General features: G+C 63.2%; 29 protein-coding genes. 28 read left to right on the top strand and 1 reads right to left on the bottom strand.

The annotated features are described in order from the left end of the window. The first annotated feature begins 324 nt into the window (after nt 1-324). From rpoB to AAW51_RS24490, 3 genes are all read left to right on the top strand, one after another. The gene (gene rpoB, locus AAW51_RS24500) at nt 325-4,434 is read left to right on the top strand and encodes a DNA-directed RNA polymerase subunit beta (RefSeq protein ID WP_047196724.1); all 4,110 of its coding nucleotides are present in this window, start codon (nt 325-327) and stop codon (nt 4,432-4,434) included. A 12-nt stretch (nt 4,435-4,446) separates the two neighbouring features. Further along, nucleotides 4,447-8,676, top strand: coding sequence for a DNA-directed RNA polymerase subunit beta' (gene rpoC / locus AAW51_RS24495; RefSeq protein ID WP_047196723.1), 4,230 nt, complete (start codon nt 4,447-4,449; stop codon nt 8,674-8,676). 437 nt (nt 8,677-9,113) lie between these two features. Continuing rightward, nucleotides 9,114-9,488: a methylglyoxal synthase gene (locus AAW51_RS24490; RefSeq protein WP_047196722.1), complete on the top strand. Its 375-nt coding sequence runs from the start codon at nt 9,114-9,116 to the stop codon at nt 9,486-9,488. On the opposite strand, the gene AAW51_RS24485 is transcribed toward AAW51_RS24490, so the two are convergent. After that, nucleotides 9,473-9,979 (bottom strand): putative toxin-antitoxin system toxin component, PIN family, encoded by a 507-nt coding sequence (locus tag AAW51_RS24485; protein WP_053013884.1) that lies wholly within the window; start codon nt 9,977-9,979, stop codon nt 9,473-9,475. The genes AAW51_RS24490 and AAW51_RS24485 overlap by 16 nt on opposite strands. A 240-nt stretch (nt 9,980-10,219) precedes the next feature. Here AAW51_RS24485 and rpsL point away from each other — a divergent pair, with 240 nt between their 5' ends. The 25 genes from rpsL (at nt 10,220) to rpmD (ending at nt 24,850) form a co-directional block, all read left to right on the top strand. Beyond that, the gene (rpsL, locus tag AAW51_RS24480; RefSeq protein WP_047196721.1) at nt 10,220-10,597 is read left to right on the top strand and encodes a 30S ribosomal protein S12; all 378 of its coding nucleotides are present in this window, start codon (nt 10,220-10,222) and stop codon (nt 10,595-10,597) included. Between the two features lie 162 nt (nt 10,598-10,759). Beyond that, on the top strand, nt 10,760-11,230 hold the full coding sequence (rpsG, locus tag AAW51_RS24475) for a 30S ribosomal protein S7 (protein WP_047196720.1): 471 nt from the start codon (nt 10,760-10,762) through the stop codon (nt 11,228-11,230). Between the two features lie 78 nt (nt 11,231-11,308). Then, nucleotides 11,309-13,411 carry an elongation factor G gene (fusA, locus tag AAW51_RS24470; protein WP_047196719.1) on the top strand — a complete coding sequence of 701 codons (2,103 nt, stop codon included), beginning with the start codon at nt 11,309-11,311 and terminating at the stop codon, nt 13,409-13,411. A 119-nt stretch (nt 13,412-13,530) separates the two neighbouring features. Beyond that, a complete protein-coding gene (gene tuf / locus AAW51_RS24465; protein ID WP_047196718.1) occupies nt 13,531-14,721 on the top strand; it encodes an elongation factor Tu in 1,191 nt (396 codons plus the stop codon). A gap of 97 nt (nt 14,722-14,818) precedes the next feature. Then, nucleotides 14,819-15,130, top strand: a complete 312-nt coding sequence (gene rpsJ / locus AAW51_RS24460; protein WP_047196717.1) for a 30S ribosomal protein S10 — start codon at nt 14,819-14,821, stop codon at nt 15,128-15,130. A gap of 206 nt (nt 15,131-15,336) precedes the next feature. Next, nucleotides 15,337-16,011: a 50S ribosomal protein L3 gene (rplC, locus tag AAW51_RS24455; RefSeq protein ID WP_047196716.1), complete on the top strand. Its 675-nt coding sequence runs from the start codon at nt 15,337-15,339 to the stop codon at nt 16,009-16,011. After that, on the top strand, nt 16,011-16,631 hold the full coding sequence (gene rplD / locus AAW51_RS24450) for a 50S ribosomal protein L4 (protein ID WP_047196715.1): 621 nt from the start codon (nt 16,011-16,013) through the stop codon (nt 16,629-16,631). The genes rplC and rplD overlap by 1 nt, the downstream gene beginning before the upstream one ends. Then, complete coding sequence (rplW, locus tag AAW51_RS24445; RefSeq protein ID WP_047196714.1) at nt 16,628-16,942, top strand: 50S ribosomal protein L23; 315 nt, start codon at nt 16,628-16,630, stop codon at nt 16,940-16,942. Before rplD ends, rplW begins: the two co-directional genes overlap by 4 nt. Then, a complete protein-coding gene (gene rplB, locus AAW51_RS24440) occupies nt 16,942-17,766 on the top strand; it encodes a 50S ribosomal protein L2 (protein ID WP_047196713.1) in 825 nt (274 codons plus the stop codon). The genes rplW and rplB overlap by 1 nt, the downstream gene beginning before the upstream one ends. Before the next feature lie 10 nt (nt 17,767-17,776). Next, the gene (gene rpsS / locus AAW51_RS24435) at nt 17,777-18,052 is read left to right on the top strand and encodes a 30S ribosomal protein S19 (protein ID WP_047196712.1); all 276 of its coding nucleotides are present in this window, start codon (nt 17,777-17,779) and stop codon (nt 18,050-18,052) included. Nucleotides 18,053-18,061: 9 nt separating this feature from the next. After that, the gene (rplV, locus tag AAW51_RS24430) at nt 18,062-18,391 is read left to right on the top strand and encodes a 50S ribosomal protein L22 (RefSeq protein WP_047196711.1); all 330 of its coding nucleotides are present in this window, start codon (nt 18,062-18,064) and stop codon (nt 18,389-18,391) included. Nucleotides 18,392-18,409: 18 nt separating this feature from the next. Then, the gene (gene rpsC / locus AAW51_RS24425) at nt 18,410-19,312 is read left to right on the top strand and encodes a 30S ribosomal protein S3 (RefSeq protein WP_047196710.1); all 903 of its coding nucleotides are present in this window, start codon (nt 18,410-18,412) and stop codon (nt 19,310-19,312) included. Nucleotides 19,313-19,324: 12 nt separating this feature from the next. Beyond that, nucleotides 19,325-19,741: a 50S ribosomal protein L16 gene (gene rplP, locus AAW51_RS24420; RefSeq protein WP_047196709.1), complete on the top strand. Its 417-nt coding sequence runs from the start codon at nt 19,325-19,327 to the stop codon at nt 19,739-19,741. A gap of 18 nt (nt 19,742-19,759) precedes the next feature. After that, entirely contained in the window at nt 19,760-19,966 is a 207-nt protein-coding gene (gene rpmC / locus AAW51_RS24415; RefSeq protein ID WP_047196708.1) for a 50S ribosomal protein L29, read from the top strand. After that, complete coding sequence (gene rpsQ, locus AAW51_RS24410; RefSeq protein WP_047196707.1) at nt 19,963-20,238, top strand: 30S ribosomal protein S17; 276 nt, start codon at nt 19,963-19,965, stop codon at nt 20,236-20,238. The genes rpmC and rpsQ overlap by 4 nt, the downstream gene beginning before the upstream one ends. Before the next feature lie 130 nt (nt 20,239-20,368). Continuing rightward, nucleotides 20,369-20,884, top strand: a complete 516-nt coding sequence (locus tag AAW51_RS24405; protein WP_047196706.1) for a peroxiredoxin — start codon at nt 20,369-20,371, stop codon at nt 20,882-20,884. A 303-nt stretch (nt 20,885-21,187) separates the two neighbouring features. Beyond that, complete coding sequence (rplN, locus tag AAW51_RS24400) at nt 21,188-21,556, top strand: 50S ribosomal protein L14 (protein ID WP_047196705.1); 369 nt, start codon at nt 21,188-21,190, stop codon at nt 21,554-21,556. A 20-nt stretch (nt 21,557-21,576) separates the two neighbouring features. Further along, nucleotides 21,577-21,894 (top strand): 50S ribosomal protein L24, encoded by a 318-nt coding sequence (rplX, locus tag AAW51_RS24395; protein ID WP_047196704.1) that lies wholly within the window; start codon nt 21,577-21,579, stop codon nt 21,892-21,894. A gap of 11 nt (nt 21,895-21,905) precedes the next feature. After that, nucleotides 21,906-22,445, top strand: a complete 540-nt coding sequence (gene rplE, locus AAW51_RS24390) for a 50S ribosomal protein L5 (protein WP_047196703.1) — start codon at nt 21,906-21,908, stop codon at nt 22,443-22,445. A gap of 23 nt (nt 22,446-22,468) precedes the next feature. Beyond that, nucleotides 22,469-22,759: a 30S ribosomal protein S14 gene (gene rpsN, locus AAW51_RS24385; protein ID WP_417903627.1), complete on the top strand. Its 291-nt coding sequence runs from the start codon at nt 22,469-22,471 to the stop codon at nt 22,757-22,759. 21 nt (nt 22,760-22,780) lie between these two features. After that, entirely contained in the window at nt 22,781-23,176 is a 396-nt protein-coding gene (rpsH, locus tag AAW51_RS24380) for a 30S ribosomal protein S8 (protein WP_047196701.1), read from the top strand. Between the two features lie 17 nt (nt 23,177-23,193). Beyond that, nucleotides 23,194-23,727, top strand: coding sequence for a 50S ribosomal protein L6 (gene rplF / locus AAW51_RS24375; RefSeq protein WP_047196700.1), 534 nt, complete (start codon nt 23,194-23,196; stop codon nt 23,725-23,727). 11 nt (nt 23,728-23,738) lie between these two features. Further along, complete coding sequence (gene rplR / locus AAW51_RS24370) at nt 23,739-24,104, top strand: 50S ribosomal protein L18 (RefSeq protein ID WP_047196699.1); 366 nt, start codon at nt 23,739-23,741, stop codon at nt 24,102-24,104. Nucleotides 24,105-24,128: 24 nt separating this feature from the next. Continuing rightward, nucleotides 24,129-24,647 carry a 30S ribosomal protein S5 gene (gene rpsE, locus AAW51_RS24365; protein WP_047196698.1) on the top strand — a complete coding sequence of 173 codons (519 nt, stop codon included), beginning with the start codon at nt 24,129-24,131 and terminating at the stop codon, nt 24,645-24,647. Nucleotides 24,648-24,664: 17 nt separating this feature from the next. Continuing rightward, nucleotides 24,665-24,850 (top strand): 50S ribosomal protein L30, encoded by a 186-nt coding sequence (gene rpmD / locus AAW51_RS24360; protein ID WP_047196697.1) that lies wholly within the window; start codon nt 24,665-24,667, stop codon nt 24,848-24,850. Nucleotides 24,851-24,852: the final 2 nt, after the last annotated feature.

The raw sequence follows: 24,852 nt of genomic DNA, 5'->3' as shown, positions 1-24,852 counted from the left end.
TTTCCCACATGGGGCTGGGGGCTCTTCGAGGCCCCCAGCCTTTTGTGCTTCATGGGTTTGAGTGCTGGAGCACACCCGAAAAGGAATTTCAAGGCAATCTTCACGCCTTGAGACCCTTTCCGAGTGTTCTCTGATCCGACTGCAGAGAACCGGTTTGGTCGGGTCGCGGTGCAATGCCGCGGTCGTCCGCCAGCGGCTGGTAGTGGCCAGCCACCAAGCTTCAGATCCGCCCTCGCCGTGCAGGGCGCGCCTCGATCTGATCGCCAGTCGCCCGATTGAGCACCTGTTCAGGCCAAGCAGGTCGCTTCAACGTACGGAGTGTTTATGGCGTATACCTACACCGAACGCAAGCGCATTCGCAAAAGCTTCGGCAAGCGCGAAAGCGTCCTCAACGTCCCTTACCTCCTGACCATGCAGAAGGACTCGTATGTCGCCTTCTTGCAGCAGGATGTCCCTCCACAAAAACGCAAGAACGAAGGCCTACAGGCTGCGTTCCTGTCCGCGTTCCCGATCGTGTCGCACAACGGGTTCGTGGAGATGAAGTTCATCGAATTCAACATCGCCAAGCCTCCGTTCGACACCCGCGAGTGCCAGCAGCGCGGGCTGACGTACGCCGCCGCGGTGCGGGCGAAACTCCAGATGATCATCTATGACCGCGAGTCGCCGCAGGCGAAAACGGTCAAGGAGATCAAGGAGCAAGAGGTCTACATGGGCGAAGTGCCCCTGATGACCGACTACGGCTCGTTTATCGTCAACGGTACCGAACGCGTCATCGTGTCGCAGCTGCACCGTTCGCCCGGCGTGTTCTTCGAGCACGACAAGGGCAAGACGCACAGCTCGGGCAAGCTGCTGTTCAGCGCGCGCATCATCCCCTACCGCGGCTCGTGGCTCGACTTCGAGTTCGACCCGAAGGACATCCTGTTCTTCCGTGTCGACCGGCGCCGCAAGATGCCCGTCACGATCCTGCTGAAGGCGATCGGCCTGAATCCCGAGCAGATCCTGGCGAACTTCTTCGTGTTCGACAACTTCCGCCTGATGGATTCGGGCGCGCAGATGGAGTTCGTCTCCGAGCGTCTGCGCGGTGAAGTGGCACGTTTCGACATCACCGACAAGTCGGGCAACGTGATCGTCGAGAAGGACAAGCGCATCACCGCACGTCACACGCGTGCGCTGGAGCAGTCGGGCACCCAGTTCATCACCGTCCCCGAAGACTTTCTGGTCGGCCGTGTGCTGGCCAAGAACATGGTCGACCCGGAGACCGGCGAGATCATCGCCAAGGCCAACGATGAGCTGACCGAAACGCTGCTGAAGAAGCTGCGCAACGCCGGCATCAAAGAGATCCAGTGCCTCTACACCAACGAGCTGGATCAGGGCGCCTACATCTCGCAAACGCTGGCCAGCGACGAAACCGCTGACCAGCTGGCGGCGCGCGTGGCCATCTACCGCATGATGCGCCCCGGCGAGCCGCCGACGGAAGACGCTGTCGAAGCGCTCTTCAACCGCTTGTTCTACAGCGCCGACACCTATGACCTGTCGCGCGTGGGCCGGATGAAGTTCAACGCGCGTGTCGGTCGCGACGACCCGACCGGGCCGATGACGCTGTCGAACGAGGACATCCTCGACGTCGTCAAGATCCTGGTCGACTTGCGCAACGGCCGCGGCGAAGTGGACGACATCGACCACCTCGGCAACCGCCGTGTGCGTTGTGTTGGCGAGCTGGCCGAAAACCAGTACCGCTCGGGCTTGGCGCGTATCGAGAAGGCCGTCAAGGAGCGTTTGGGCCAGGCCGAGACCGAAGCCCTGATGCCGCACGACCTGATCAACTCCAAGCCGATTTCCGCGGCGCTGAAGGAGTTCTTCGGTGCGTCGCAGCTGTCGCAGTTCATGGACCAGACCAACCCGCTGTCCGAGATCACGCACAAGCGTCGTGTCTCGGCCCTGGGCCCGGGCGGTCTGACCCGCGAGCGTGCCGGCTTCGAGGTGCGCGACGTGCACCCGACCCACTATGGCCGCGTGTGCCCGATCGAAACGCCGGAAGGCCCGAACATCGGTCTGATCAACTCGCTGGCCCTCTACGCGCAGCTGAACGAATACGGCTTCCTCGAGACGCCGTATCGCCGCGTGAACGACGGCAAGGTGACCGACCAGATCGACTACCTGTCGGCCATCGAGGAAGGCAAGTACGTGATCGCCCAGGCCAACGCGTCGCTCGACGCCGAAGGCAAGCTGGTCGACGAACTGGTGTCGGCCCGTGAGAAGGGCGAGTCGGTGCTGACCTCGCCGGAGCGCATCCAGTACATGGACGTGGCGCCGACGCAGATCGTGTCGGTGGCCGCTTCGCTGGTGCCGTTCCTCGAGCACGATGACGCGAACCGCGCACTGATGGGCGCCAACATGCAGCGCCAGGCCGTGCCGACGCTGCGCCCCGAAAAGGCCTTTGTCGGCACCGGCGTCGAGCGCGTTGCCGCGGTCGACTCGGGCACGGTCGTGGCCGCCAAGCGCGGCGGTGTGGTCGACTACGTCGACACCAACCGCATCGTGATCCGCGTCAACGACGACGAAACGGCAGCGGGCGAAGTCGGCGTGGACATCTACAACCTGATCAAGTATCAGCGGTCCAACCAGAACACCAACATCCACCAGCGCCCGATCGTCAAGCGCGGTGACTCGGTGGCGTCCGGCGACGTGATCGCCGACGGCGCTTCCACCGACCTGGGCGAGCTCGCGCTCGGCCAGAACATGTTGGTCGCCTTCATGCCCTGGAACGGCTACAACTTCGAAGACTCGATCCTGATCAGCGAACGTGTCGTCGCCGAAGACCGCTACACCTCGATCCACATCGAGGAACTGGTGGTGATGGCGCGCGACACCAAGCTCGGGCCCGAGGAAATCACGCGCGACATTCCCAACCTGTCGGAGCATCAGCTGTCCCGCCTCGACGAGTCGGGCATCGTCTACATCGGGGCCGAAGTGCAGGCCGGTGACGTGCTGGTCGGCAAGGTCACGCCCAAGGGCGAGACCACGCTGACGCCGGAAGAGAAGCTGCTGCGTGCGATCTTCGGCGAGAAGGCGTCCGACGTGAAGGACACCTCGCTGCGTGTCGAGCAGGGCACGGCCGGCACCGTCATCGACGTGCAGGTCTTCACCCGCGAAGGCATCCAGCGCGACAAGCGCGCCCAGCAGATCATCGACGACGAGCTGAAGCGCTTCCGCCTCGACCTGAACGACCAGCTGCGCATCGTCGAGGCCGACGCCTTCGACCGTATCGAAAAGCTGCTGACCAACAAGCTCGCCAATGGCGGCCCGAAGAAGTTGGCCAAGGGTGCGACCATCGACAAGGCCTATCTGGCCGACGTCGAGAAGTACCACTGGTTCGACATCCGCCCGGCCGACGAAGACGTGGCCAACCAGCTCGAGAGCATCAAGAACTCGCTGGAGCAGACGCGCCACAGCTTCGACCTCGCGTTCGAAGAAAAGCGCAAGAAGCTCACGCAGGGCGACGAGCTGCCGGCTGGCGTGCTGAAGATGGTCAAGGTCTACCTGGCCGTGAAGCGCCGCCTGCAGCCTGGCGACAAGATGGCCGGCCGCCACGGCAACAAGGGTGTGGTGTCCAAGATCGTCCCGGTCGAAGACATGCCCTACATGGCTGACGGCACCCCTGCCGACATCGTGCTCAACCCGCTGGGCGTGCCCTCGCGGATGAACGTCGGCCAGGTGCTCGAAGTGCACCTGGGCTGGGCCGGCAAGGGCATCGGCCAGCGCATCGGCGACATGCTGCAGCAGCACACCCGCGTACAGGAACTGCGCAAGTTCTTCGACGAGCTCTACAACAAGTCGGGCGGCAAGACCGAGAGCATCGAAGAGCTGACCGATGACGAGATCGTCGAGATGGCGGAGAACCTTGCCAAGGGTGTGCCGTTCGCGACCCCAGTGTTCGACGGCGCGGCCGAAGAGGAAATCCGCGGCATGCTGAAGCTGGCTTATCCGGACGAGATCGCCAAGGTCAAGGGGCTAACCGACACCCGGACGCAGGCCACCCTGCACGACGGCCGCACCGGCGACGCCTTCGAGCGCCCGGTCACGGTGGGCTACATGCACGTGCTGAAACTGCACCACCTGGTCGACGACAAGATGCACGCCCGTTCGACCGGCCCGTACTCGCTCGTCACGCAGCAGCCGCTGGGTGGTAAGGCGCAGTTCGGTGGCCAGCGCTTCGGTGAGATGGAGGTGTGGGCGTTGGAAGCCTACGGTGCCTCCTACGTGCTGCAGGAAATGCTGACCGTGAAGTCCGACGACGTGAACGGCCGTACCAAGGTGTACGAAAACATCGTCAAGGGCGAACACGCGATCGACGCCGGCATGCCGGAGTCGTTCAACGTGCTGGTCAAGGAAATTCGTTCGCTCGGCATCGACATCGAGCTCGAGCGCAACTAAAGGAGTCAATGCATGAAAGGCTTGTTGGACCTTTTCAAGCAGTTCACCCCCGACGAACACTTCGACGCGATCAAGATCGGGCTGGCGTCGCCCGAGAAGATCCGCTCGTGGTCGTTCGGCGAGGTGAAGAAGCCCGAGACCATCAACTACCGCACGTTCAAGCCCGAGCGTGACGGCCTGTTCTGCGCCAAGATCTTCGGCCCGATCAAGGACTACGAGTGCTTGTGCGGCAAGTACAAGCGCCTGAAGCACCGCGGCGTGATCTGCGAGAAGTGCGGTGTCGAAGTCACCCAGACCAAGGTGCGCCGCGAGCGTATGGGTCACATCGACCTGGCCGCGCCCTGCGCGCACATCTGGTTCCTGAAGTCGCTGCCGTCGCGTCTGGGCCTGGTGCTCGACATGACGCTGCGCGACATCGAGCGCGTGCTGTACTTCGAAGCGTACGTCGTGGTCGACCCCGGCATGACGCCGCTGAAGAAGTTCTCGATCATGAGCGAGGACGACTACGACGCGAAGCGTACCGAGTACGGTGACGAGTTCATCGCGCTGATGGGGGCCGAAGGCATCCAGAAGCTGCTCGCCGAGATGGACCTCGATGTGGAGATCGACAAGCTCCGCAACGACATGACCGGCTCCGAGCTCAAGATCAAGAAGAACTCGAAGCGCCTGAAGGTCATGGAGGCGTTCAAGAAGTCCGGCATCAAGCCGAACTGGATGATTCTCGAAGTGCTGCCCGTGCTGCCGCCGGACCTGCGTCCGCTGGTGCCGCTGGACGGCGGCCGCTTCGCGACCTCCGACCTGAACGACCTCTACCGTCGTGTCATCAACCGCAACAACCGCCTGGCGCGCCTGCTCGAACTGAAGGCGCCCGAGATCATCGTGCGCAACGAAAAGCGCATGTTGCAGGAAGCGGTGGATTCGCTGCTCGACAACGGCCGTCGCGGCAAGGCGATGACGGGTGCGAACAAGCGTGCCCTCAAGTCGCTGGCCGACATGATCAAGGGCAAGAGCGGTCGTTTCCGTCAGAACCTGCTGGGCAAGCGGGTCGACTACTCCGGCCGTTCCGTCATCACCGTGGGCCCGACGCTCAAGCTGCACCAGTGCGGTCTGCCCAAGCTGATGGCGCTGGAGCTGTTCAAGCCCTTCATCTTCTCGCGCCTGGAGGCGATGGGCATCGCCACCACCATCAAGGCGGCGAAGAAGGAAGTGGAAGCCGGCACGCCGGTGGTGTGGGACATCCTGGAAGAGGTGATCAAAGAGCACCCCGTCCTGCTGAACCGCGCCCCGACGCTGCACCGCCTGGGCATCCAGGCGTTCGAGCCGGTGCTGATCGAAGGCAAGGCGATCCAGCTGCACCCGCTGGTCTGCGCGGCCTTCAACGCCGACTTCGACGGCGACCAGATGGCCGTCCACGTGCCGTTGTCGATCGAAGCGCAGATGGAAGCGCGCGCGCTGATGCTCGCCTCCAACAACGTGCTGTTCCCGGCCAACGGCGAGCCGTCCATCGTCCCGTCGCAAGACGTGGTGCTGGGCCTCTACTACGCCACCCGTGAGCGCACCAACGGCAAGGGCGAGGGCATGGTGTTCTCCGACATCGGGGAAGTGCACCGTGCGCTCGACAACGCCGTGGTCGAGATCACCGCGCGCATCAGCGTGCGCCTGGTTGAGTACAGCAAGGACAAGAACACGGGCGAGTTCATCCCCGAGACCAAGCTGGTCGAGACCACTGTCGGCCGTGCCTTGCTGTCCGAGATCCTGCCCAAGGGCCTGCCGTTCTCGAACATCAACAAGGCGCTGAAGAAGAAAGAGATCTCCAAGCTCATCAACGTGTCCTTCCGCAAGTGCGGTCTGAAGGACACGGTGGTGTTCGCCGACAAGCTGCTGCAGTCGGGCTTCCGCCTGGCCACGCGTGCCGGCATCTCGATCGCGATCGACGACATGCTGGTGCCGCCCGAGAAGCACCTGATCATCGAGCGCGCCGAGAAGGAAGTGAAGGAGATCGAGCAGCAGTACGTCTCCGGTCTGGTCACGGCCGGCGAGCGCTACAACAAGGTCGTCGACATCTGGGGCAAGGCCGGTGACGAAGTGGGCAAGGTCATGATGACCCAGCTCGCCAAGCAGAAGGTCATCGACCGCCACGGCAAGGAAGTCGACCAGGAGTCGTTCAACTCCATCTACATGATGGCCGACTCCGGCGCCCGCGGTTCCGCCGCCCAGATCCGCCAGCTGGCGGGCATGCGCGGCCTGATGGCTAAGCCGGACGGCTCGATCATCGAGACGCCCATCACGGCGAACTTCCGTGAAGGCCTGAACGTGCTGCAGTACTTCAACTCCACGCACGGCGCCCGTAAGGGTCTGGCCGACACGGCGTTGAAGACGGCGAACTCCGGCTATTTGACGCGTCGTCTGGTCGACGTGACGCAAGACCTGGTGGTCACCGAAGACGATTGCACGACCAGCAACGGCATCTCGATGCGCGCGTTGGTCGAAGGCGGTGAGGTGATCGAATCGCTGCGCGACCGCATTTTGGGTCGCGTCACCGCGACCGAGGTGGTGCACCCGGAGACGCAGGAAGGCCTGCTGGGTGCCGGCGACATGCTCGACGAAGACGCGCTCGACCAGATCGAGGCTGCTGGCGTCGACGAGGTCAAGGTGCGCACGCCGCTGACCTGCGCGACCCGTTTCGGCCTGTGCGCCAAGTGCTACGGCCGTGACCTCGGCCGCGGCGGCCTGGTGAACACCGGCGAAGCGGTGGGCGTGATCGCGGCGCAGTCGATCGGCGAACCCGGTACGCAGCTGACGATGCGCACGTTCCACATCGGTGGCGCGGCGACGCGTGCAGCGGTGGCGTCGAGCGTCGAGGCCAAGAGCGACGGCATCATCGGCTTCAACCCGACGATGCGCTACGTGACCAACGGCAAGGGCGAGCTGGTGGTGATCTCCCGTTCCGGCGAGATCATCATCTCCGACCAGCACGGTCGCGAGCGCGAGCGTCACAAGGTGCCGTACGGTGCGACGCTCAACGTCAAGGCCGACCAGCAGATCAAGGCCGGCACCATCCTCGCCAACTGGGACCCGCTGACCCGCCCGATCATCACGGAATTCGCCGGTCGTGCGAAGTTCGAGAACGTCGAGGAAGGCGTCACGGTTGCCAAGCAGGTCGACGAGGTGACGGGTCTGTCGACGTTGGTCGTGATCGACCCGAAGCGCCGTGGTGCTGCCAAGGTGGTGCGTCCGCAGGTCAAGCTGCTCGACCCGTCCGGCAACGAGGTGAAGATCCCCGGCACCGACCACTCGGTGACGATCGGCTTCCAGGTCGGCTCGCTGATCCAGATCCGCGACGGTCAGGACCTGGCGCCTGGTGAAGTGCTGGCGCGTATCCCGGTCGAAGGCCAGAAGACCCGTGACATCACCGGGGGTCTGCCCCGCGTGGCCGAGCTGTTCGAGGCGCGTTCGCCGAAGGACAAGGGCATCCTCGCGGAAGTCACCGGCACGGTGTCGTTCGGCAAGGAGACCAAGGGCAAGGTGCGTCTGCAGATCACCGACCCGGACGGCAAGGTCTGGGAAGAGCTGGTGCCGAAGGAGAAGAACATCCTCGTGCACGAAGGCCAGGTGGTGAACAAGGGCGAACTGATCGTCGACGGCCCGGCCGATCCGCAGGACATCCTGCGTCTGCTGGGCATCGAAGAGCTGGCCCGCTACATCGTCGACGAAGTGCAGGACGTGTACCGTCTGCAGGGTGTGAAGATCAACGACAAGCACATCGAGGTGATCGTTCGCCAGATGCTGCGCCGCGTGCAGATCGTCAACCCGGGCGACACGAACTACATCGCCGGCGAGCAGGTCGAGCGTTCGGAGCTGCTGGACACCAACGACCGCATGCGCGCCGAAGGCAAGGTCGATGCGACACACAGCGATGTGCTGCTGGGCATCACCAAGGCCTCGCTGTCGACCGACTCCTTCATCTCGGCGGCCTCCTTCCAGGAGACCACCCGCGTGCTCACCGAGGCTGCCATCATGGGCAAGCGCGACGAGCTGCGTGGCCTGAAGGAAAACGTCATCGTGGGTCGCTTGATCCCGGCCGGTACCGGTCTCGCCTTCCACCAGGCCCGCAAGGCCAAGGAGGAAATGGACGAGCAGGAACGCCGCGCCATCGCGATGCAGGAAGCCGAAGAAATGGCGGCGCTGCAGATGGCGCAGGTGGATGCCGGCGACGAGGGTGGGGCGCCGAGCGGCGAGTGAGTCTGAGGCTGTGAGCGCGAGCTCACGTCTGAAGCAAAAAGGCGGCCTCGGCCGCCTTTTCTTTTGGTCTCATCACGCCCACCACCACTGTCCGTCCGGGCCCCGGTAGATCTTGTGGTGGGAAGACGAGGCTTTACCGGATGGGCCGCAGGACTCGCTGGTCGTCGCCGGGCATCCACGCGACGAAGTTGATCCGGCCCACCGTTGGGTGCGAGGAGAGCTGCTGCACCGGGTGCTTACGCAGTCGGAGATTCGGTCCGTGCCGCTGCCAGGGAACATGACAACCCAACCCCGATCCGCCCTCCAGCCGTAGCCGTACCGCGGCGCCGCTCTGGCAGTCGTCGCTGCGCGGCTCTGGCGAGCGCCCGCCCCAGCCCGGTTGAGCCGCCTCGGTAACTGCTGACGCCTATCATCGGTGTCTGCTCAGGAGTCGTCCCATGCCCCGCCGCCGCATCGCCTTGATTTCACATGACAAGAAAAAGGACGCCATGGTGGCGTTGGCGCGGGAGTTTCGCGATCAGCTGGCCGGCTGTGAACTGTGCGCCACCGGCACCACGGGACGCCGCTTACAGGATGAGGTCGGGCTGTCCGTCGAGTGCATGCTCAGCGGACCGTTGGGCGGCGACCTTCAGATCGGCGCGCGCCTGGCCGTCGGCGGTGTCGATGCGGTGATCTTCCTGCGCGATCCCATGACCCCGCAGCCTCATGAGCCCGACATCAACGCCCTGGTGCGCGCCTGCGATGTTCACGACATTCCGTGCGCCACCAACGTCGCGAGCGCGCGGTTGCTGCTCGGTCAGTTGCTCGGTTGAGGCGCGGTCGCCTCGGCGAACGAGGCCGTCCACTCCGCCGGACGGAGAACCTGGACGCCTTGGCGCGACGCCCGCTTGGCCAGCTTCAACAGTTCACGATCCTTCGTCAGCAGCCATTGCGCCTGCACCGCAACGGCCAGGTCAATGAATTTCTGGTCGTCGGAGTCGCCGCAGCGCATCGGCGCGCGTGGGGGCGGGGCCGGGTGTAGCTGCGCCCAGTCGGCCCAGGCAGCGGCGATTCCGGGGTGGTCCGGCTGCCTCAGTGCAATCCATTGATAAGTGAGCACCCGCTCCATCTCTTCTCGCATTGCTGCGGTGGCCACCCATTCCACCTGGCTCGTGAGGACGGCCTTGGCCACCAGCCGTGCATCGGGGTCATCGAACACAAGCCAATCGAGCAGAACATTGGTGTCGATCACCACCTTGGGCGTTGAGGAGCGTGTCATGAACAGGCCGAAAAAGGAGCTCGGAACCAGCGCAGCAAAACCCATGCTTGCGACGGGGAGGAGCGCTGAATATAATCGCGGGCTTTTCGGCAGATTTTGCTGCGCTCTTTGCTGGGCGGCTCACCGGGATCGCAGGATGCTCGTTGCGAGGGGTTCACGGAACGCTCTCGCCCTCGGGGCTCTTGGCGAACAGACTCCCGGCCTCGGGCTGGTGCTGCGTCTGGGGTGTTCGGCTGCCGCCGAAAAAAGTTCTGTAACGTAACTTCAAACGGGAACAAGTTACCCATGCCAACCATCAATCAACTCGTGCGCCACGGTCGTCAGACCGAGGTCACGAAGTCCAAGTCGCCGGCGATGGAGGGGTCTCCCCAGCGCCGCGGTGTGTGCACCCGCGTGTACACCACCACCCCGAAGAAGCCGAACTCGGCGCTGCGGAAGGTCGCCAAGGTGCGCCTGACCAACGGCTTCGAGATCATCTCCTACATCGGCGGTGAAGGCCACAACCTGCAAGAGCACAGCGTGGTGCTGGTGCGCGGTGGCCGGGTGAAGGATCTGCCGGGTGTGCGTTATCACATCGTGCGCGGTTCGCTGGATCTGCAGGGCGTGAAAGACCGCAAGCAGTCGCGTTCCAAGTACGGCGCGAAGCGTCCGAAGAAGGCCTGATCGGTCGAGTTGTCACGATCGGCTCCTATGCTGGGCGCGGTCGGGCGTGTTGCGGTGGGCCTCAGGCTTGCCGAGTAAGTGGGTGGCCCCAGATGTCGGTGGCGCCCAAGGTGTGGGCAAACAGAACAGCCCGCGCCAACTGAAGCAAAAGGAAGGTGAATCATGCCTCGTCGTCGCGAAGTACCTAAGCGCGAGATCCTGCCGGACCCGAAGTTCGGCAACGTCGATCTGTCCAAGTTCATGAACGTGGTGATGGAGTCCGGCAAGAAGGCCGTGGCTGAGCGCATCATCTACGGTGCACTGGAGCAGGTCGAAAAGAAGTCGGGCAAGGATCCCCTCGACGTGTTCCTGACCGCGCTGAACAACGTGAAGCCGATGGTCGAAGTGAAGTCCCGCCGCGTGGGCGGTGCGAACTACCAAGTTCCCGTGGAAGTTCGCCCCGTTCGCCGGATGGCGCTGGCGATGCGCTGGCTCAAGGACTCCGCTCGCAAGCGCGGTGAGAAGTCGATGACCCAGCGTCTGGCCAACGAGCTGCTGGAGGCCTCCGAGGGCCGCGGCGGCGCGATGAAAAAGCGCGACGAAGTGCACCGCATGGCCGAAGCCAACAAGGCCTTCTCGCACTTCCGCTTCTAAGCACCCTCAGCAAGCCCCTCGGCTGCCCCGTTCGGTCCACGAGACACGCGGGGCGGCCTTTGTATTTGGAGTGACATCATGTCCCGCAAGACCCCGATTGAGCGTTACCGCAACATTGGTATCTCGGCTCACATCGACGCTGGTAAGACGACCACCACCGAGCGCATCCTGTTCTACACCGGTGTGAACCACAAGATCGGTGAAGTGCACGACGGCGCTGCCACGATGGACTGGATGGAGCAGGAGCAGGAGCGGGGCATCACGATCACCTCCGCGGCGACCACCTGCTTCTGGAAGGGCATGGACCTGTCCTATCCGGAGCACCGCTTCAACATCATCGACACCCCGGGGCACGTCGACTTCACCATCGAGGTGGAGCGCTCGATGCGCGTGCTCGACGGCGCCTGCATGGTGTACTGCGCCGTGGGTGGCGTGCAGCCCCAGTCGGAAACCGTCTGGCGCCAGGCCAACAAGTACAAGGTGCCGCGTCTGGCGTTCGTCAACAAGATGGACCGCACCGGCGCGAACTTCTTCAAGGTCTACGACCAGATGAAGACGCGCCTGAAGGCCAACCCGGTGCCCATCGTCGTGCCCATTGGTGCCGAAGACAACTTCAAGGGCGTGGTCGACCTGTTCAAGATGAAAGCGATCATCTGGGACGAGGCCAGCCAGGGCATGAAGTTCGACTACGGTCCCATCCCCTCCGATCTGGAAGCCGAGTGCCAGAAGTGGCGCGAGAACATGATCGAAGCCGCCGCTGAGTCCAGCGAAGAGCTGATGAACAAGTATCTCGAGACCGGCGAGCTGACCGAGGAAGAGATCAAGAAGGGCCTGCGTTCGCGCACCATCGCGACCGAGATCCAGCCGATGCTGTGCGGCACCGCCTTCAAGAACAAGGGCGTGCAGCGCATGCTCGACGCGGTGATCGACTTCCTGCCGTCGCCGGTGGACATCCCCCCGGTGGCCGGCACCGACGAGGACGACAAGGAAGCCACCCGCCGTGCCGACGACAGCGAGAAGTTCTCGGCGCTGGCGTTCAAGCTGATGACCGACCCGTATGTCGGCCAGTTGACCTTCGTGCGCGTCTACTCCGGCGTGCTGAAGTCGGGCGACTCCGTCTACAACCCCATCAAGGGCAAGAAAGAGCGTATCGGCCGGATTCTCCAGATGCACGCCAACCAGCGTGAAGAAATCAAGGAGATTCTGGCGGGCGACATCGCCGCTTGCGTGGGCCTGAAGGAAGTGACGACCGGCGAAACGCTGTGCGATCCGGATGCCGTGATCACCCTCGAGAAGATGGTGTTCCCCGAGCCCGTGATCTCCCAGGCGGTCGAGCCGAAGACCAAGGCCGACCAGGAGAAGATGGGTATCGCGCTGGGTCGTCTGGCTCAGGAAGATCCGTCGTTCCGCGTGCGTACGGACGAAGAGTCTGGCCAGACCATCATCTCCGGCATGGGCGAGTTGCACCTCGAAATCATCGTCGACCGCATGAAGCGCGAGTTCGGTGTCGAGGCCAACGTCGGCAAGCCGCAGGTGGCCTATCGCGAAACCATCCGCAAGGCGGTTTCCGATGTCGAAGGCAAGTTCGTGCGTCAGTCCGGTGGTAAGGGTCAGTACGGCCACGTCGTGCTGAAGGTCGAGCCGCAGGAACCGGGCAAGGGCTTCGAGTTCGTCGACGCCATCAAGGGCGGCGTGGTGCCGCGCGAGTTCATCCCCGCAGTGGAAAAGGGCCTGATCGACACGCTGCCGAACGGCGTGCTGGCCGGCTTCCCGGTGGTGGACGTCAAGGTCACGCTGACCTTCGGTTCCTACCACGAGGTGGACTCGAACGAAAACGCGTTCAAGATGGCCGCGTCGATCGGTTTCAAGGACGGTTGCCGCAAGGCCAGCCCCGTGATCCTCGAGCCGATGATGGCCGTCGAAGTCGAGACCCCGGAAGACTACGCCGGCAACGTGATGGGCGATTTGTCGTCCCGTCGCGGCATGGTGCAGGGCATGGACGACATGCCTGGCGGCGGCAAGGTCATCAAGGCCGAAGTCCCGCTGTCGGAAATGTTCGGCTACTCGACCACGCTGCGTTCGATGTCGCAAGGCCGTGCCACGTACACGATGGAGTTCAAGCACTACGCTGAAGCTCCGAAGAACGTGGCCGACGCGATCATCACCGCTCGCGGCAAGTAAGCAACACAGCATCGGTCTTCGCTGATCCGCCGCACGCTGCCAGTGGCGTGCGAGTTCGCGAGTCAGCGGAGACCTAAAACAAGTGCACTGGTTTTGCTCTTTATTCAGGAGAGATAGCAATGGCAAAAGGCAAGTTTGAACGTACCAAGCCGCACGTGAACGTCGGCACGATCGGTCACGTTGACCACGGCAAGACGACGCTGACGGCGGCGATCACGACGGTGTTGTCGACCAAGTTCGGCGGCGAAGCCAAGGCCTACGACCAGATCGACGCGGCGCCCGAAGAGAAAGCGCGCGGCATCACGATCAACACCGCCCACGTCGAGTACGAGACGGCCAACCGCCACTACGCCCACGTGGACTGCCCGGGCCACGCCGACTACGTCAAGAACATGATCACCGGTGCCGCCCAGATGGACGGCGCGATCCTGGTGTGCTCGGCCGCTGACGGCCCGATGCCCCAGACCCGCGAGCACATCCTGCTGGCGCGTCAGGTCGGTGTGCCTTACATCATCGTGTTCCTGAACAAGTGCGACATGGTCGACGACGCCGAGCTGCTCGAGCTGGTCGAAATGGAAGTGCGCGAACTGCTCAGCAAGTACGAGTTCCCCGGCGACGACACCCCGATCATCAAGGGTTCGGCCAAGCTGGCGCTGGAAGGCGACAAGGGTGAGCTGGGCGAGCAGGCCATCATGAAGTTGGCCGAAGCGCTGGACACCTACATCCCGACGCCCGAGCGTGCCATCGACGGCACCTTCCTGATGCCGGTGGAAGACGTGTTCTCGATCTCTGGCCGCGGCACCGTGGTGACCGGTCGCGTCGAGCGCGGGGTGGTCAAGGTCGGCGAAGAAATCGAAATCGTCGGCATCAAGGCCACCCAGAAGACCACCTGCACGGGCGTGGAAATGTTCCGCAAGCTGCTGGACCAGGGCCAGGCTGGCGACAACGTCGGTATCCTGCTGCGCGGCACCAAGCGTGAAGACGTCGAGCGCGGCCAAGTGCTGTGCAAGCCGGGCTCCATCAAGCCGCACACGCACTTCACCGCCGAGGTGTATGTGCTGAGCAAGGAAGAGGGCGGCCGCCACACCCCATTCTTCAACAACTACCGTCCCCAGTTCTACTTCCGTACCACGGACGTGACCGGCGCGGTGGAACTGCCGAAGGACAAGGAAATGGTCATGCCCGGCGACAACGTGACGATCACCGTCAAGCTGATCGCCCCGATCGCCATGGAAGAAGGCCTGCGCTTCGCCATCCGTGAAGGCGGCCGTACCGTCGGCGCCGGCGTGGTTGCGAAGATCATCGAGTAAGCCACTGCGTGACTTCAGCGCAGGGAGCTTCGGCTCCCTGCGCGCAGTCTCAAACACCAGCCGCACATCCAGCGGCACCGCTCTTTAGGACACCGTCATGCAAAAGCAAAAGATCCGCATCCGCCTCAAAGCGTTCGACTACAAGCTGATCGACCAGTCGGCTCTGGAAATCGTCGACACCGCCAAGCGCACCGGCGCGATCGTCAAGGGCCCCGTGCCCCTGCCCACCCGCCAGCAGCGTTTCGACATCCTGCGTTCGCCGCACGTCAACAAGACCTCGCGCGACGAGTTCGAGATCCGCACCCACCAGCGCCTGATGGACATCGTCGACCCGACCGACAAGACCGTCGACGCGCTGATGAAGCTGGACCTGCCCGCTGGCGTCGACGTCGAGATCAAGCTGCAGTAACACGCAGGACTTGACAGCTTGGGGCTATTGACATTGCGGTTGCCGCCGCAGTTGCTATAATCCTCGGCTTTTCCACAAGTGCCCACTTCGGTGGGCCTTTGTGGTTTGTAAGCAGGCACTCCCAGAGGGTGTCGCACTCGTGGTGGGCCCCGGCCCATCGCACATCAGTCAGCCCGGCCAATCGATGTCGGGCATTGGAGAAAACAATGAGTCTTAGCAATCGCCTCGGATTGCTGGGCCGCAAGGTGGGCATGATGCGCATCTTCACGGACGACGGCGACGCCGTGCCCGTGACGGTGCTCGACGTGTCGAACAACCGCGTGACCCAGGTGAAAACCGTTGAGACCGACGGCTACAGCGCCATCCAGGTGGCGTACGGAACGCGCAAAGCTTCGCGCGTCACCAAGCCGGAAGCTGGCCACCTCGCGAAAGCGGGCGTCGAAGCCGGTGAACTGCTCAAAGAATTCCGCGTGACCCCTGAAATCGCCGCCGAATACAAGGCCGGCGCCCAGGTGCCGGTGACGACGCTGTTCGCGGTCGGCCAGATGGTCGACGTGCAGGGCACGTCTATCGGCAAGGGCTTCACGGGCACCATCAAGCGCCACAACTTCGGTTCGCAGCGCGCCTCCCACGGTAACAGCCGCTCGCACAACGTGCCCGGCTCGATCTCGATGGCGCAGGACCCGGGCCGCGTGTTCCCCGGCAAGAAGATGTCGGGCCACCTTGGCGACGAAACCGTCACCACCCAGAACCTCGACATCATCCGCATCGACGAAGCCCGCCAGCTGCTGCTGGTCAAGGGCGCGGTGCCCGGCTCGAAGGGCGGCCATGTGGTCGTTCGCCCGGCCGTGAAGGTCAAGGTCAAGAAAGGGGCCCAGTAATGCAGCTCGAGCTCCTGAACGAACAAGGTCAGGCCGCCTCGAAGGTGGACGCTCCTGACACCGTGTTCGGCCGCGACTACAACGAAGCGCTCGTGCACCAGGTGGTGGTGGCTTACCAGGCGAACGCCCGTCTCGGCACCCGTGCCCAGAAGGACCGTGCGACCGTCAAGCACTCGACGAAGAAGCCGTGGCGCCAAAAGGGCACCGGCCGCGCCCGTGCCGGTATGACGTCGTCGCCGCTGTGGCGTGGAGGCGGTCGGATTTTCCCGAACAGCCCCGACGAGAACTTCAGCCAGAAGGTCAACAAGAAGATGTACCGCGCCGGCATGGCCGCCATCTTCTCGCAGCTGGCCCGTGACGGCCGCCTGGCCGTGGTCGACTCCCTCACGGTCGAGTCGCCCAAGACCAAGGCTCTGGCACAGAAGTTCAAGGCCATGGGCCTCGACTCTGTCATGGTGATCGCCGACCAGGTCGACGAAAACCTCTACCTCGCTTCGCGCAATCTGGCCAACGTGCTCGTCGTCGAGCCGCGCTACGCCGATCCGCTGTCGCTGGTCTTCTACAAGAAGGTCCTGGTGACGAAGGCCGCGATGGAGCAGCTCAAGGAGATGTTCGCATGAGCACTCTGAAATTCGATGAAGGCCGCCTGATGCAGGTGCTGGTCCAGCCGATCGTGTCCGAAAAGGCCACGGCGGTTGCCGAAAAGCACAACCAGGTGCTGTTCAAGGTCCTGCGCGACGCCACCAAGCCCGAGATCAAGGCTGCCGTTGAACTGATGTTCAAGGTCGAGGTGGATGCCGTTCAGGTGGTGAACCAGAAGGGCAAGGTCAAGCGTTTTGGCCGCACGATCGGGCGTCGTGACAATGTCAAGAAAGCCTACGTGTCGCTGAAGGAAGGCCAAGAGCTCAACTTCTCCGGGGAGGCTGCGTAATGGCCGTCGTCAAACTCAAGCCCACCTCGCCCGGCCGTCGCGCCGTGGTGAAAGTGGTGCATTCGCACCTGCACAAGGGCGCGCCCGAGAAGTCGCTGCTCGAGCCGCAGAAGCAGAATGCGGGCCGCAACAACAACGGCCACATCACCACCCGTCACAAGGGCGGTGGCCACAAGCATCACTACCGCGTGGTCGACTTCCGTCGCAACAAGGACGGCATCCCCGCGAAAGTGGAGCGTATTGAATACGATCCGAACCGCACGGCCCACATCGCGCTGGTGTGCTATGCCGACGGCGAGCGTCGCTACATCATCGCGCCGCGTGGCTTGGAAGCTGGTGCAACCGTGCTGAGCGGCGCCGAAGCGCCGATCAAGGCGGGTAACACGCTGCCGATCCGCAACATTCCGGTGGGCTCAACTATCCATTGCATCGAGATGCTGCCCGGCAAGGGCGCGCAGATCGCGCGTTCGGCTGGCGCCTCGGCGGTGCTGATGGCCCGCGAAGGCACCTACGCTCAGGTCCGTTTGCGCTCGGGTGAAGTGCGTCGTATCCACATCGACTGCCGCGCGACCATCGGTGAAGTGTCGAACGAAGAGCACAGCCTGCGCCAGTACGGCAAGGCCGGCGCGATCCGCTGGAAGGGCATCCGTCCGACCGTTCGCGGTGTCGCGATGAACCCGGTGGATCACCCGCACGGTGGTGGCGAAGGCCGCACCGGCGAGGCGCGTGCTCCGGTGTCTCCGTGGAACACGCTCACCAAGGGCTACCGCACCCGCAACAACAAGCGCACGCAGAGCATGATCGTGTCGCGTCGCAAGAAGTAAGAGGTAGGTTATGGCTCGTTCACTCAAAAAGGGTCCGTTCGTCGACCATCACCTGCAAGGCAAGGTTGAGAAGGCGGTCGAGACCAAGGACAAGAAGCCGATCAAGACCTGGTCGCGCCGTTCCACCATCCTGCCCGAGTTCATCGGCCTGACGATTGCCGTGCACAACGGCAAGCAGCACGTGCCGGTGTACGTGACCGACCAGATGGTCGGCCACAAGCTCGGCGAGTTCGCCCTGACCCGTACGTTCAAGGGTCACCCGGCGGACAAGAAAGCAAAGCGTTAAGGAGTGGCCATGGAAACCCGTGCAAGCGTTCGCGGCGTGCGTCTGTCGGTCGACAAAGGTCGACTGGTGGCAGACCTGATCCGCGGCAAAAAGGTGGACCAGGCACTCAACATCCTGGAGTTCACGCAGAAAAAAGCTGCCGTGATCATCAAGAAGGCGCTCGAGTCCGCGATCGCCAATGCCGAGCACAACGACGGTGCCGACATCGACGAATTGAAGGTCAAGACGATCTATGTGGAGCAAGGCGCCACGCTGAAGCGTTTCACCGCACGCGCCAAGGGCCGCGGCAACCGCATCAGCAAGCCCACCTGCCACATCTTCGTGACCGTCGGCAACTGATAGGCAGACAGGAAGACTATGGGACAGAAAATCCATCCGACCGGCTTCCGGCTGCCCGTCACCCGTGCCTGGGCGTCGCGCTGGTACGCGTCGAACCGCAACTTCAGCACCATGCTGGCTGAAGACCTGCAGGTGCGTGAGTTCCTGAAGGCTCGCCTCAAGAATGCCGCGGTGTCGCGCATCCTGATCGAGCGTCCGGCCAAGAACGCCCGCATCACCATCTACTCGGCGCGTCCGGGTGTGGTGATCGGCAAGAAGGGCGAGGACATCGAGAACCTGAAGGCCGAACTGACGCGCCGCTTGGGCGTGCCGGTGGCAGTGAACATCGAAGAAGTGCGCAAGCCCGAAATCGATGCCCAGCTGATCGCCGACTCGATCACCCAGCAGCTCGAAAAGCGCATCATGTTCCGCCGCGCGATGAAGCGCGCGATGCAGAACGCGATGCGTCTCGGCGCCCAGGGCATCAAGATCATGTCCGCCGGCCGTCTGAACGGTATCGAAATCGCACGTACCGAGTGGTATCGCGAAGGCCGTGTGCCCCTGCACACCCTGCGTGCCGACATCGACTACGGCTTCTCGGAAGCGAAGACCACCTACGGCGTCATCGGCGTCAAGGTGTGGGTCTACAAGGGCGACCGTCTGGGCCGCGGCGAAGCGCCGGCTGCCAAGACCGACGAGCGTCCCGAAGACGACCGTCGCAACCGTCGTGGCCCGCGTGGTGACCGCGGCGACCGCCCGTCCGGCGATCGTCGTCCCCCGCGTGGTGGCCCTGGTGCTCGTGCTGGCGCAGGCCGCAACGAAGCCCCGGCCGATGGCAGCGACAAGCCTGCCGAGGCGACCGCTGACGCCGCGAAGGGCGCTCCCGCCGTCAAGCGCGTGCGCAAAGCCGCCACCCCGGGCTCCGGCACGGGCGAGGCGTAAGGAGAATAAAACATGTTGCAACCCGCTCGTCGCAAGTTCCGCAAGGAACAGAAGGGCCGTAACACCGGCATCGCCACCCGCGGCGCCAGTGTGTCGTTTGGCGATTTCGGCCTGAAGGCCACCGAACGTGGTCGTCTCACCGCTCGCCAGATCGAAGCGGCCCGTCGTGCGATCTCCCGTCACGTGAAGCGTGGCGGCCGCATCTGGATCCGCATCTTCCCGGACAAGCCGATTTCGCAGAAGCCGGCTGAAGTCCGTATGGGTAACGGCAAGGGCAACCCCGAGTACTACGTAGCGGAGATCCAGCCGGGCAAGGTGCTCTACGAGATCAACGGCGTCCCCGAGGCGCTGGCTCGTGAAGCCTTCCAACTGGCGTCCGCCAAGCTGCCGCTGCGCACGATCTTCGTCGCACGCCAGATCGGTACCTGATCGACGCATTCGGAGAACGTGATGAAAGCATCTGAACTGCGCAACAAGGACGTCGAAGGTCTCGAGAAGGAAGTCAAAGACCTGCTCAAGGCCCACTTCGGCCTGCGCATGCAAAAGGCGACCCAGCAGCTGGGCAACCACTCCCAGCTGAGCAAGACCCGCCGCGACATCGCTCGTGCCAAGACCATCCTGGCCGAGAAGAAGAAACAAGGAGCCGCCAAATGACGGACGCTCAAGCCGGCGAGAAGAACACCCGCACCTTCGTGGGTCGCGTGGTGAGCGACAAGCGCGCCAAGACTGTCACGGTCCTGGTCGAAAACCGCGTGAAGCACGAGCTGTACGGCAAGATCGTGGCCCGTTCCCGCAAGTACCATGCCCATGACGAAAAGGGCGAGTACAAGATGGGTGACATGGTCGAGATCGCCGAAGGTCGTCCGATCTCCAAGACCAAGTCTTGGGTCGTCACGCGCCTGATCGAGAAAGCTCGCGTCGTCTGATTGACACCCGTCGGCGCTCCGGGGCAAGCCCTGGACGCCGCACCCCGAAAGCGGTCGTGCGCCATACTGGCGCCCGGCCGTTTTTCATTTCCGGTCGGTTTTTTTTGCTACCCAGGAGGAGAGGTTCATCATGTTGAAAGTCGGAGACAAGCTGCCCGCCGGCACGCTGCAGGAGTTCATCGAAGTCGAAGGCGACGGCTGCTCGCTCGGCCCCAACAGCTTCGACATCCAGCAGGCCACCGCCGGCAAGACCATCGCGATCTTCGCGTTGCCCGGCGCCTTCACGCCGACCTGCTCGGCGCAGCACGTGCCGGGGTATGTCGAACAGGCGGACGCCTTCAAGGCGGCCGGTGTGGACGAGATCTGGTGCGTGTCGGTCAACGATGCCTTCGTGATGGGCGCCTGGGGCCGTGACCAGAAGACCTCCGGCAAGGTGCGCATGATGGCCGACGGTAGCGGCGAATTCGCCAAGGCGACCGGCCTGACGCTCGACCTCACCGCCCGCGGCATGGGGGTGCGCTCGCAGCGGTACTCGATGCTGGTCGTGGACGGCGTCGTGAAGTCGCTCAATGTCGAGGCGCCGGGCAAGTTCGAAGTCAGCGGTGCCGACAAGTTGTTGGAGCAGGCCCGGCAACTGCGCGCCTGAGGCGGTGATCGGCCGACCCTGGGCCGCGCACTCCTGCTGCCCGATGTCAGCGTGTTGACATCGGGTTTTCCATCCCTCATAATTCGCAGCTTCGCCGGAATCCGGGTGGATGCGGCCATTTCCTCATTGATGGGTCCAGCAGCAACTAGTCGCTGCTGACTCGTGGTGCAGGGTGGCACAGCCTCCAACACGAGCCGGCTTCGCCCAGTGGCCGGGCTCGCTCGGTCTGAACGGGCCCAAGACTGACCGCGTTGTTTCCTGTGATGGGCACAGGGGGCTCAGCGGGAAAAGTTGGGGACATACATGATTCAAATGCAATCGCGACTGGACGTCGCCGACAACACTGGCGCGAAGTCCGTCATGTGTATCAAGGTGCTCGGTGGTTCCAAGCGTCGTTACGCCGGTATCGGCGACATCATCAAGGTGAGCATCAAGGAAGCAGCGCCGCGTGGCCGCGTCAAGAAGGGCGAGGTCTACAGTGCCGTGGTCGTGCGTACGGCCAAGGGCGTGCGCCGCCAAGATGGTTCGCTGATCAAGTTCGACGGCAACGCTGCGGTGCTGCTGAACAACAAGCTGGAGCCGATCGGCACCCGCATCTTCGGCCCGGTGACGCGTGAACTGCGTACCGAGCGCTTCATGAAGATCGTGTCGCTGGCTCCGGAAGTTCTCTGAGCTGCGAGCGAGGACAGGCCATGAACAAAATTCGTAAAGGCGACCAGGTCATCGTTCTGACCGGTCGCGACAAGGGCAAGCGCGGCACCGTGTCCGCGCGCATCGATGAAGACCATCTGGTGGTCGAAGGCGTCAACGTCGTCAAGAAGCACGTGCGCCCCAACCCGATGAAGGGCACGACCGGTGGCATCGTCGACAAGACCATGCCCATCCACCAGTCGAACATCGCCATCTTCAACCCCGCTTCCGGCAAGGCCGATCGCGTTGGCATCAAGCTCCTCGAAGACGGCAAGAAGGTTCGCGTCTTCAAGTCGAGCGGCGAAGAGATCAAGGCTTAAAGGGGTTCGAGATGGCTCGTTTGCAAGAGTTTTACCGCGAAAAAGTGGTGCCGAACCTGGTGCAGAAGTTCGGCTACAAGTCGGTGATGGAAGTGCCGCGTATCACCAAGATCACGCTCAACATGGGTGTGAGCGAGGCGGTGGCGGACAAGAAGGTGATGGACAACGCCGTCGGCGACCTCACCAAGATCGCCGGCCAGAAGCCTGTGGTCACCAAGTCCCGCAAGGCAATCGCCGGCTTCAAGATCCGCGACGGGGTGCCCATCGGCTGCATGGTCACGCTGCGTGGCGTCCAGATGTATGAATTCCTGGACCGCTTCGTGACCGTGGCGCTGCCCCGCGTGCGTGACTTCCGCGGTATTTCGGGTCGTTCGTTCGATGGTCGCGGCAACTACAACGTCGGCGTCAAAGAACAGATCATCTTCCCCGAGATCGAGTACGACAAGGTCGACGCCCTGCGCGGCCTGAATATCAGCATCACCACGACGGCGAAGACCGATGACGAGTGCAAGGCGCTCCTCGCGGAATTCCGTTTCCCGTTCAAGAACTGAGGTGGTTCGTGGCTAAAGTTTCGATGAAGCAGCGCGAGCAAAAGCGCGCCGACCTGGTCGCGAAGTTCGCCAAGAAGTATGCCGAACTGAAGGCGATCGCCAACGACGCCAAGAAGTCGGACGAAGAGCGTTATCTCGCCCGTCTGGAGCTGCAGAAGCTCCCGCGCAACGCCAACCCGACGCGTCAGCGCAACCGTTGCGGCCTGACCGGTCGTCCGCGCGGCACGTTCCGCAAGTTCGGCCTCGCCCGTAACAAGATCCGCGAATTGGCTTTCGAAGGCGACATCCCCGGTGTCGTCAAGGCCAGCTGGTAATCGGCCCGACAGGAGAATCCTATGAGCATGAGTGATCCTATCGCCGATATGCTGACCCGCATTCGCAACGCTCAGACCGTTGAGAAGGCCAGCGTCTCGATGCCTGCTTCGAAGCTGAAAGTGGCGATCGCCCAAGTCCTGAAGGACGAAGGTTATATCGACGGTTTCGCGGTGCGTGGTGAAGAAGCCAAGCCGCAACTCGAGATTTCGCTGAAGTACTACGCCGGTCGTCCGGTGATCGAGCGCCTGGAGCGCGTGAGCCGCCCCGGCTTGCGTATCTACAAGGGCCGCCACGACATTCCGCAGGTCATGAATGGCCTCGGCGTGGCGATCGTGACGACGCCCAAGGGTGTGATGACCGACCGCAAAGCACGTCAAGCCGGTATCGGCGGCGAAGTGCTGTGCTACGTCGCCTGATCGAGGGAGGCTAAGAAATGTCCCGCGTTGGAAAAATGCCGGTCGCCGTCCCGCAAGGCGTGGATGTGGCGATCACGGCCGAACAGATCAGCGTCAAAGGTTCGCTGGGCACCCTGGTGCGCCAAACGAACCAGCTGGTCACGGTCAAGAATGAAGGCGGCAAGCTGACGTTCACCCCGGTGAACGACTCGGCGGCAGCCAATGCGATGTCCGGCACGATGCGTGCGCTCGTCGCGAACATGGTCAACGGTGTCACCAAGGGCTTCGAGAAGAAGCTGAACTTGGTGGGCGTGGGTTATCGCGCCCAAGCCCAAGGCCAGAAGCTGAACCTGCAAGTTGGCTACTCTCACCCGGTGGTGAAGGAAATGCCGGCAGGTATCAAGGTGGAAACCCCGACGCAAACCGAAATCCTGATCAAGGGTTCCGACCGTCAGGTGGTGGGCCAGATCGCCGCTGAAGTGCGTGCCTTCCGTCCGCCCGAGCCCTACAAGGGCAAGGGGATCCGCTATTCCGACGAGAAGGTCTCTATCAAAGAGACCAAGAAGAAGTAAGGAGCCGCGAGATGTTGACCAAGAAAGAACAGCGCCTGCGCCGCTCCCGCCAGACCCGTGTCCGCATTGCGGAACTGCGTGTCGCGCGCCTGACGGTGTTTCGCTCGAACACGCACATCTATGCCAGCGTGATTTCCGAAGACGGCCAGAAGGTCCTCGCGACCGCCTCGACCGCCGAGAAGGAAGTTCGCGAGCAGCTGGGTGGTGCCGGCAAGGGCGGCAACGTGAACGCAGCCTCGATCGTTGGCAAGCGCATCGCCGAGAAGGCGAAGGCTGCTGGCGTCGAGAAAGTGGCGTTCGACCGCGCTGGTTTCGCCTTCCATGGCCGGGTCAAGGCCCTGGCCGAGGCGGCCCGCGAAGGCGGCCTGCAGTTCTAAGCGCAAGACCTCAAGGAATCTGAAATGGCAAAGTTTCAACCGAAGGTGGCCGACGAAGGCCGCGACGACGGTCTGCGCGAGAAGATGATCGCCGTGAACCGCGTCACCAAGGTGGTGAAGGGCGGCCGTATCCTCGGTTTCGCTGCACTGACCGTGGTCGGCGACGGCGATGGCCGCATCGGCATGGGCAAGGGCAAGGCGCGTGAAGTGCCGGTCGCTGTCCAGAAGGCGATGGAGCAGGCCCGCCGCAACATGATCAAGGTGAGCCTGAAGAACGGCACGCTGCACCACAAGGTGAACGGCGAGCACGGTGCGGCCAAGGTGCTGATGGCGCCGGCTCCCGCCGGTGCCGGCATCATCGCCGGTGGTCCGATGCGTGCAGTGTTCGAGGTGATGGGCGTGACCGACATCGTGGCCAAGAGCCATGGTTCGACCAACCCCTACAACATGGTGCGCGCGACGCTGAATGCGCTGACCAACTCGACCACGCCGTCCGAGATCGCTGCCAAGCGCGGCAAGACCGTTGAAGAAATCTTCAGCTGAAAGCCAGGAGCAACATCATGGCGGATGACAAGAAAACTCTGAAGGTCAAGCTGGTTCGCAGCCCGATCGGCACCCGTGCCGATCACCGCGCCACGGTGCGCGGCCTCGGTCTGCGCGGCATGAACAGCGAGTCCGTGCTGGAAGACACCCCGGCGGTGCGCGGCATGATCAACAAGGTGAGCTACCTGGTCAAGGTGCTCTGAAG

The sequence above is a fragment of the Caldimonas brevitalea genome (assembly GCF_001017435.1).
In the GTDB taxonomy this organism is placed as follows: Bacteria; Pseudomonadota; Gammaproteobacteria; order Burkholderiales; family Burkholderiaceae_C; genus Caldimonas; species Caldimonas brevitalea.
This window is presented reverse-complemented; position numbering and strand designations above follow the sequence as displayed.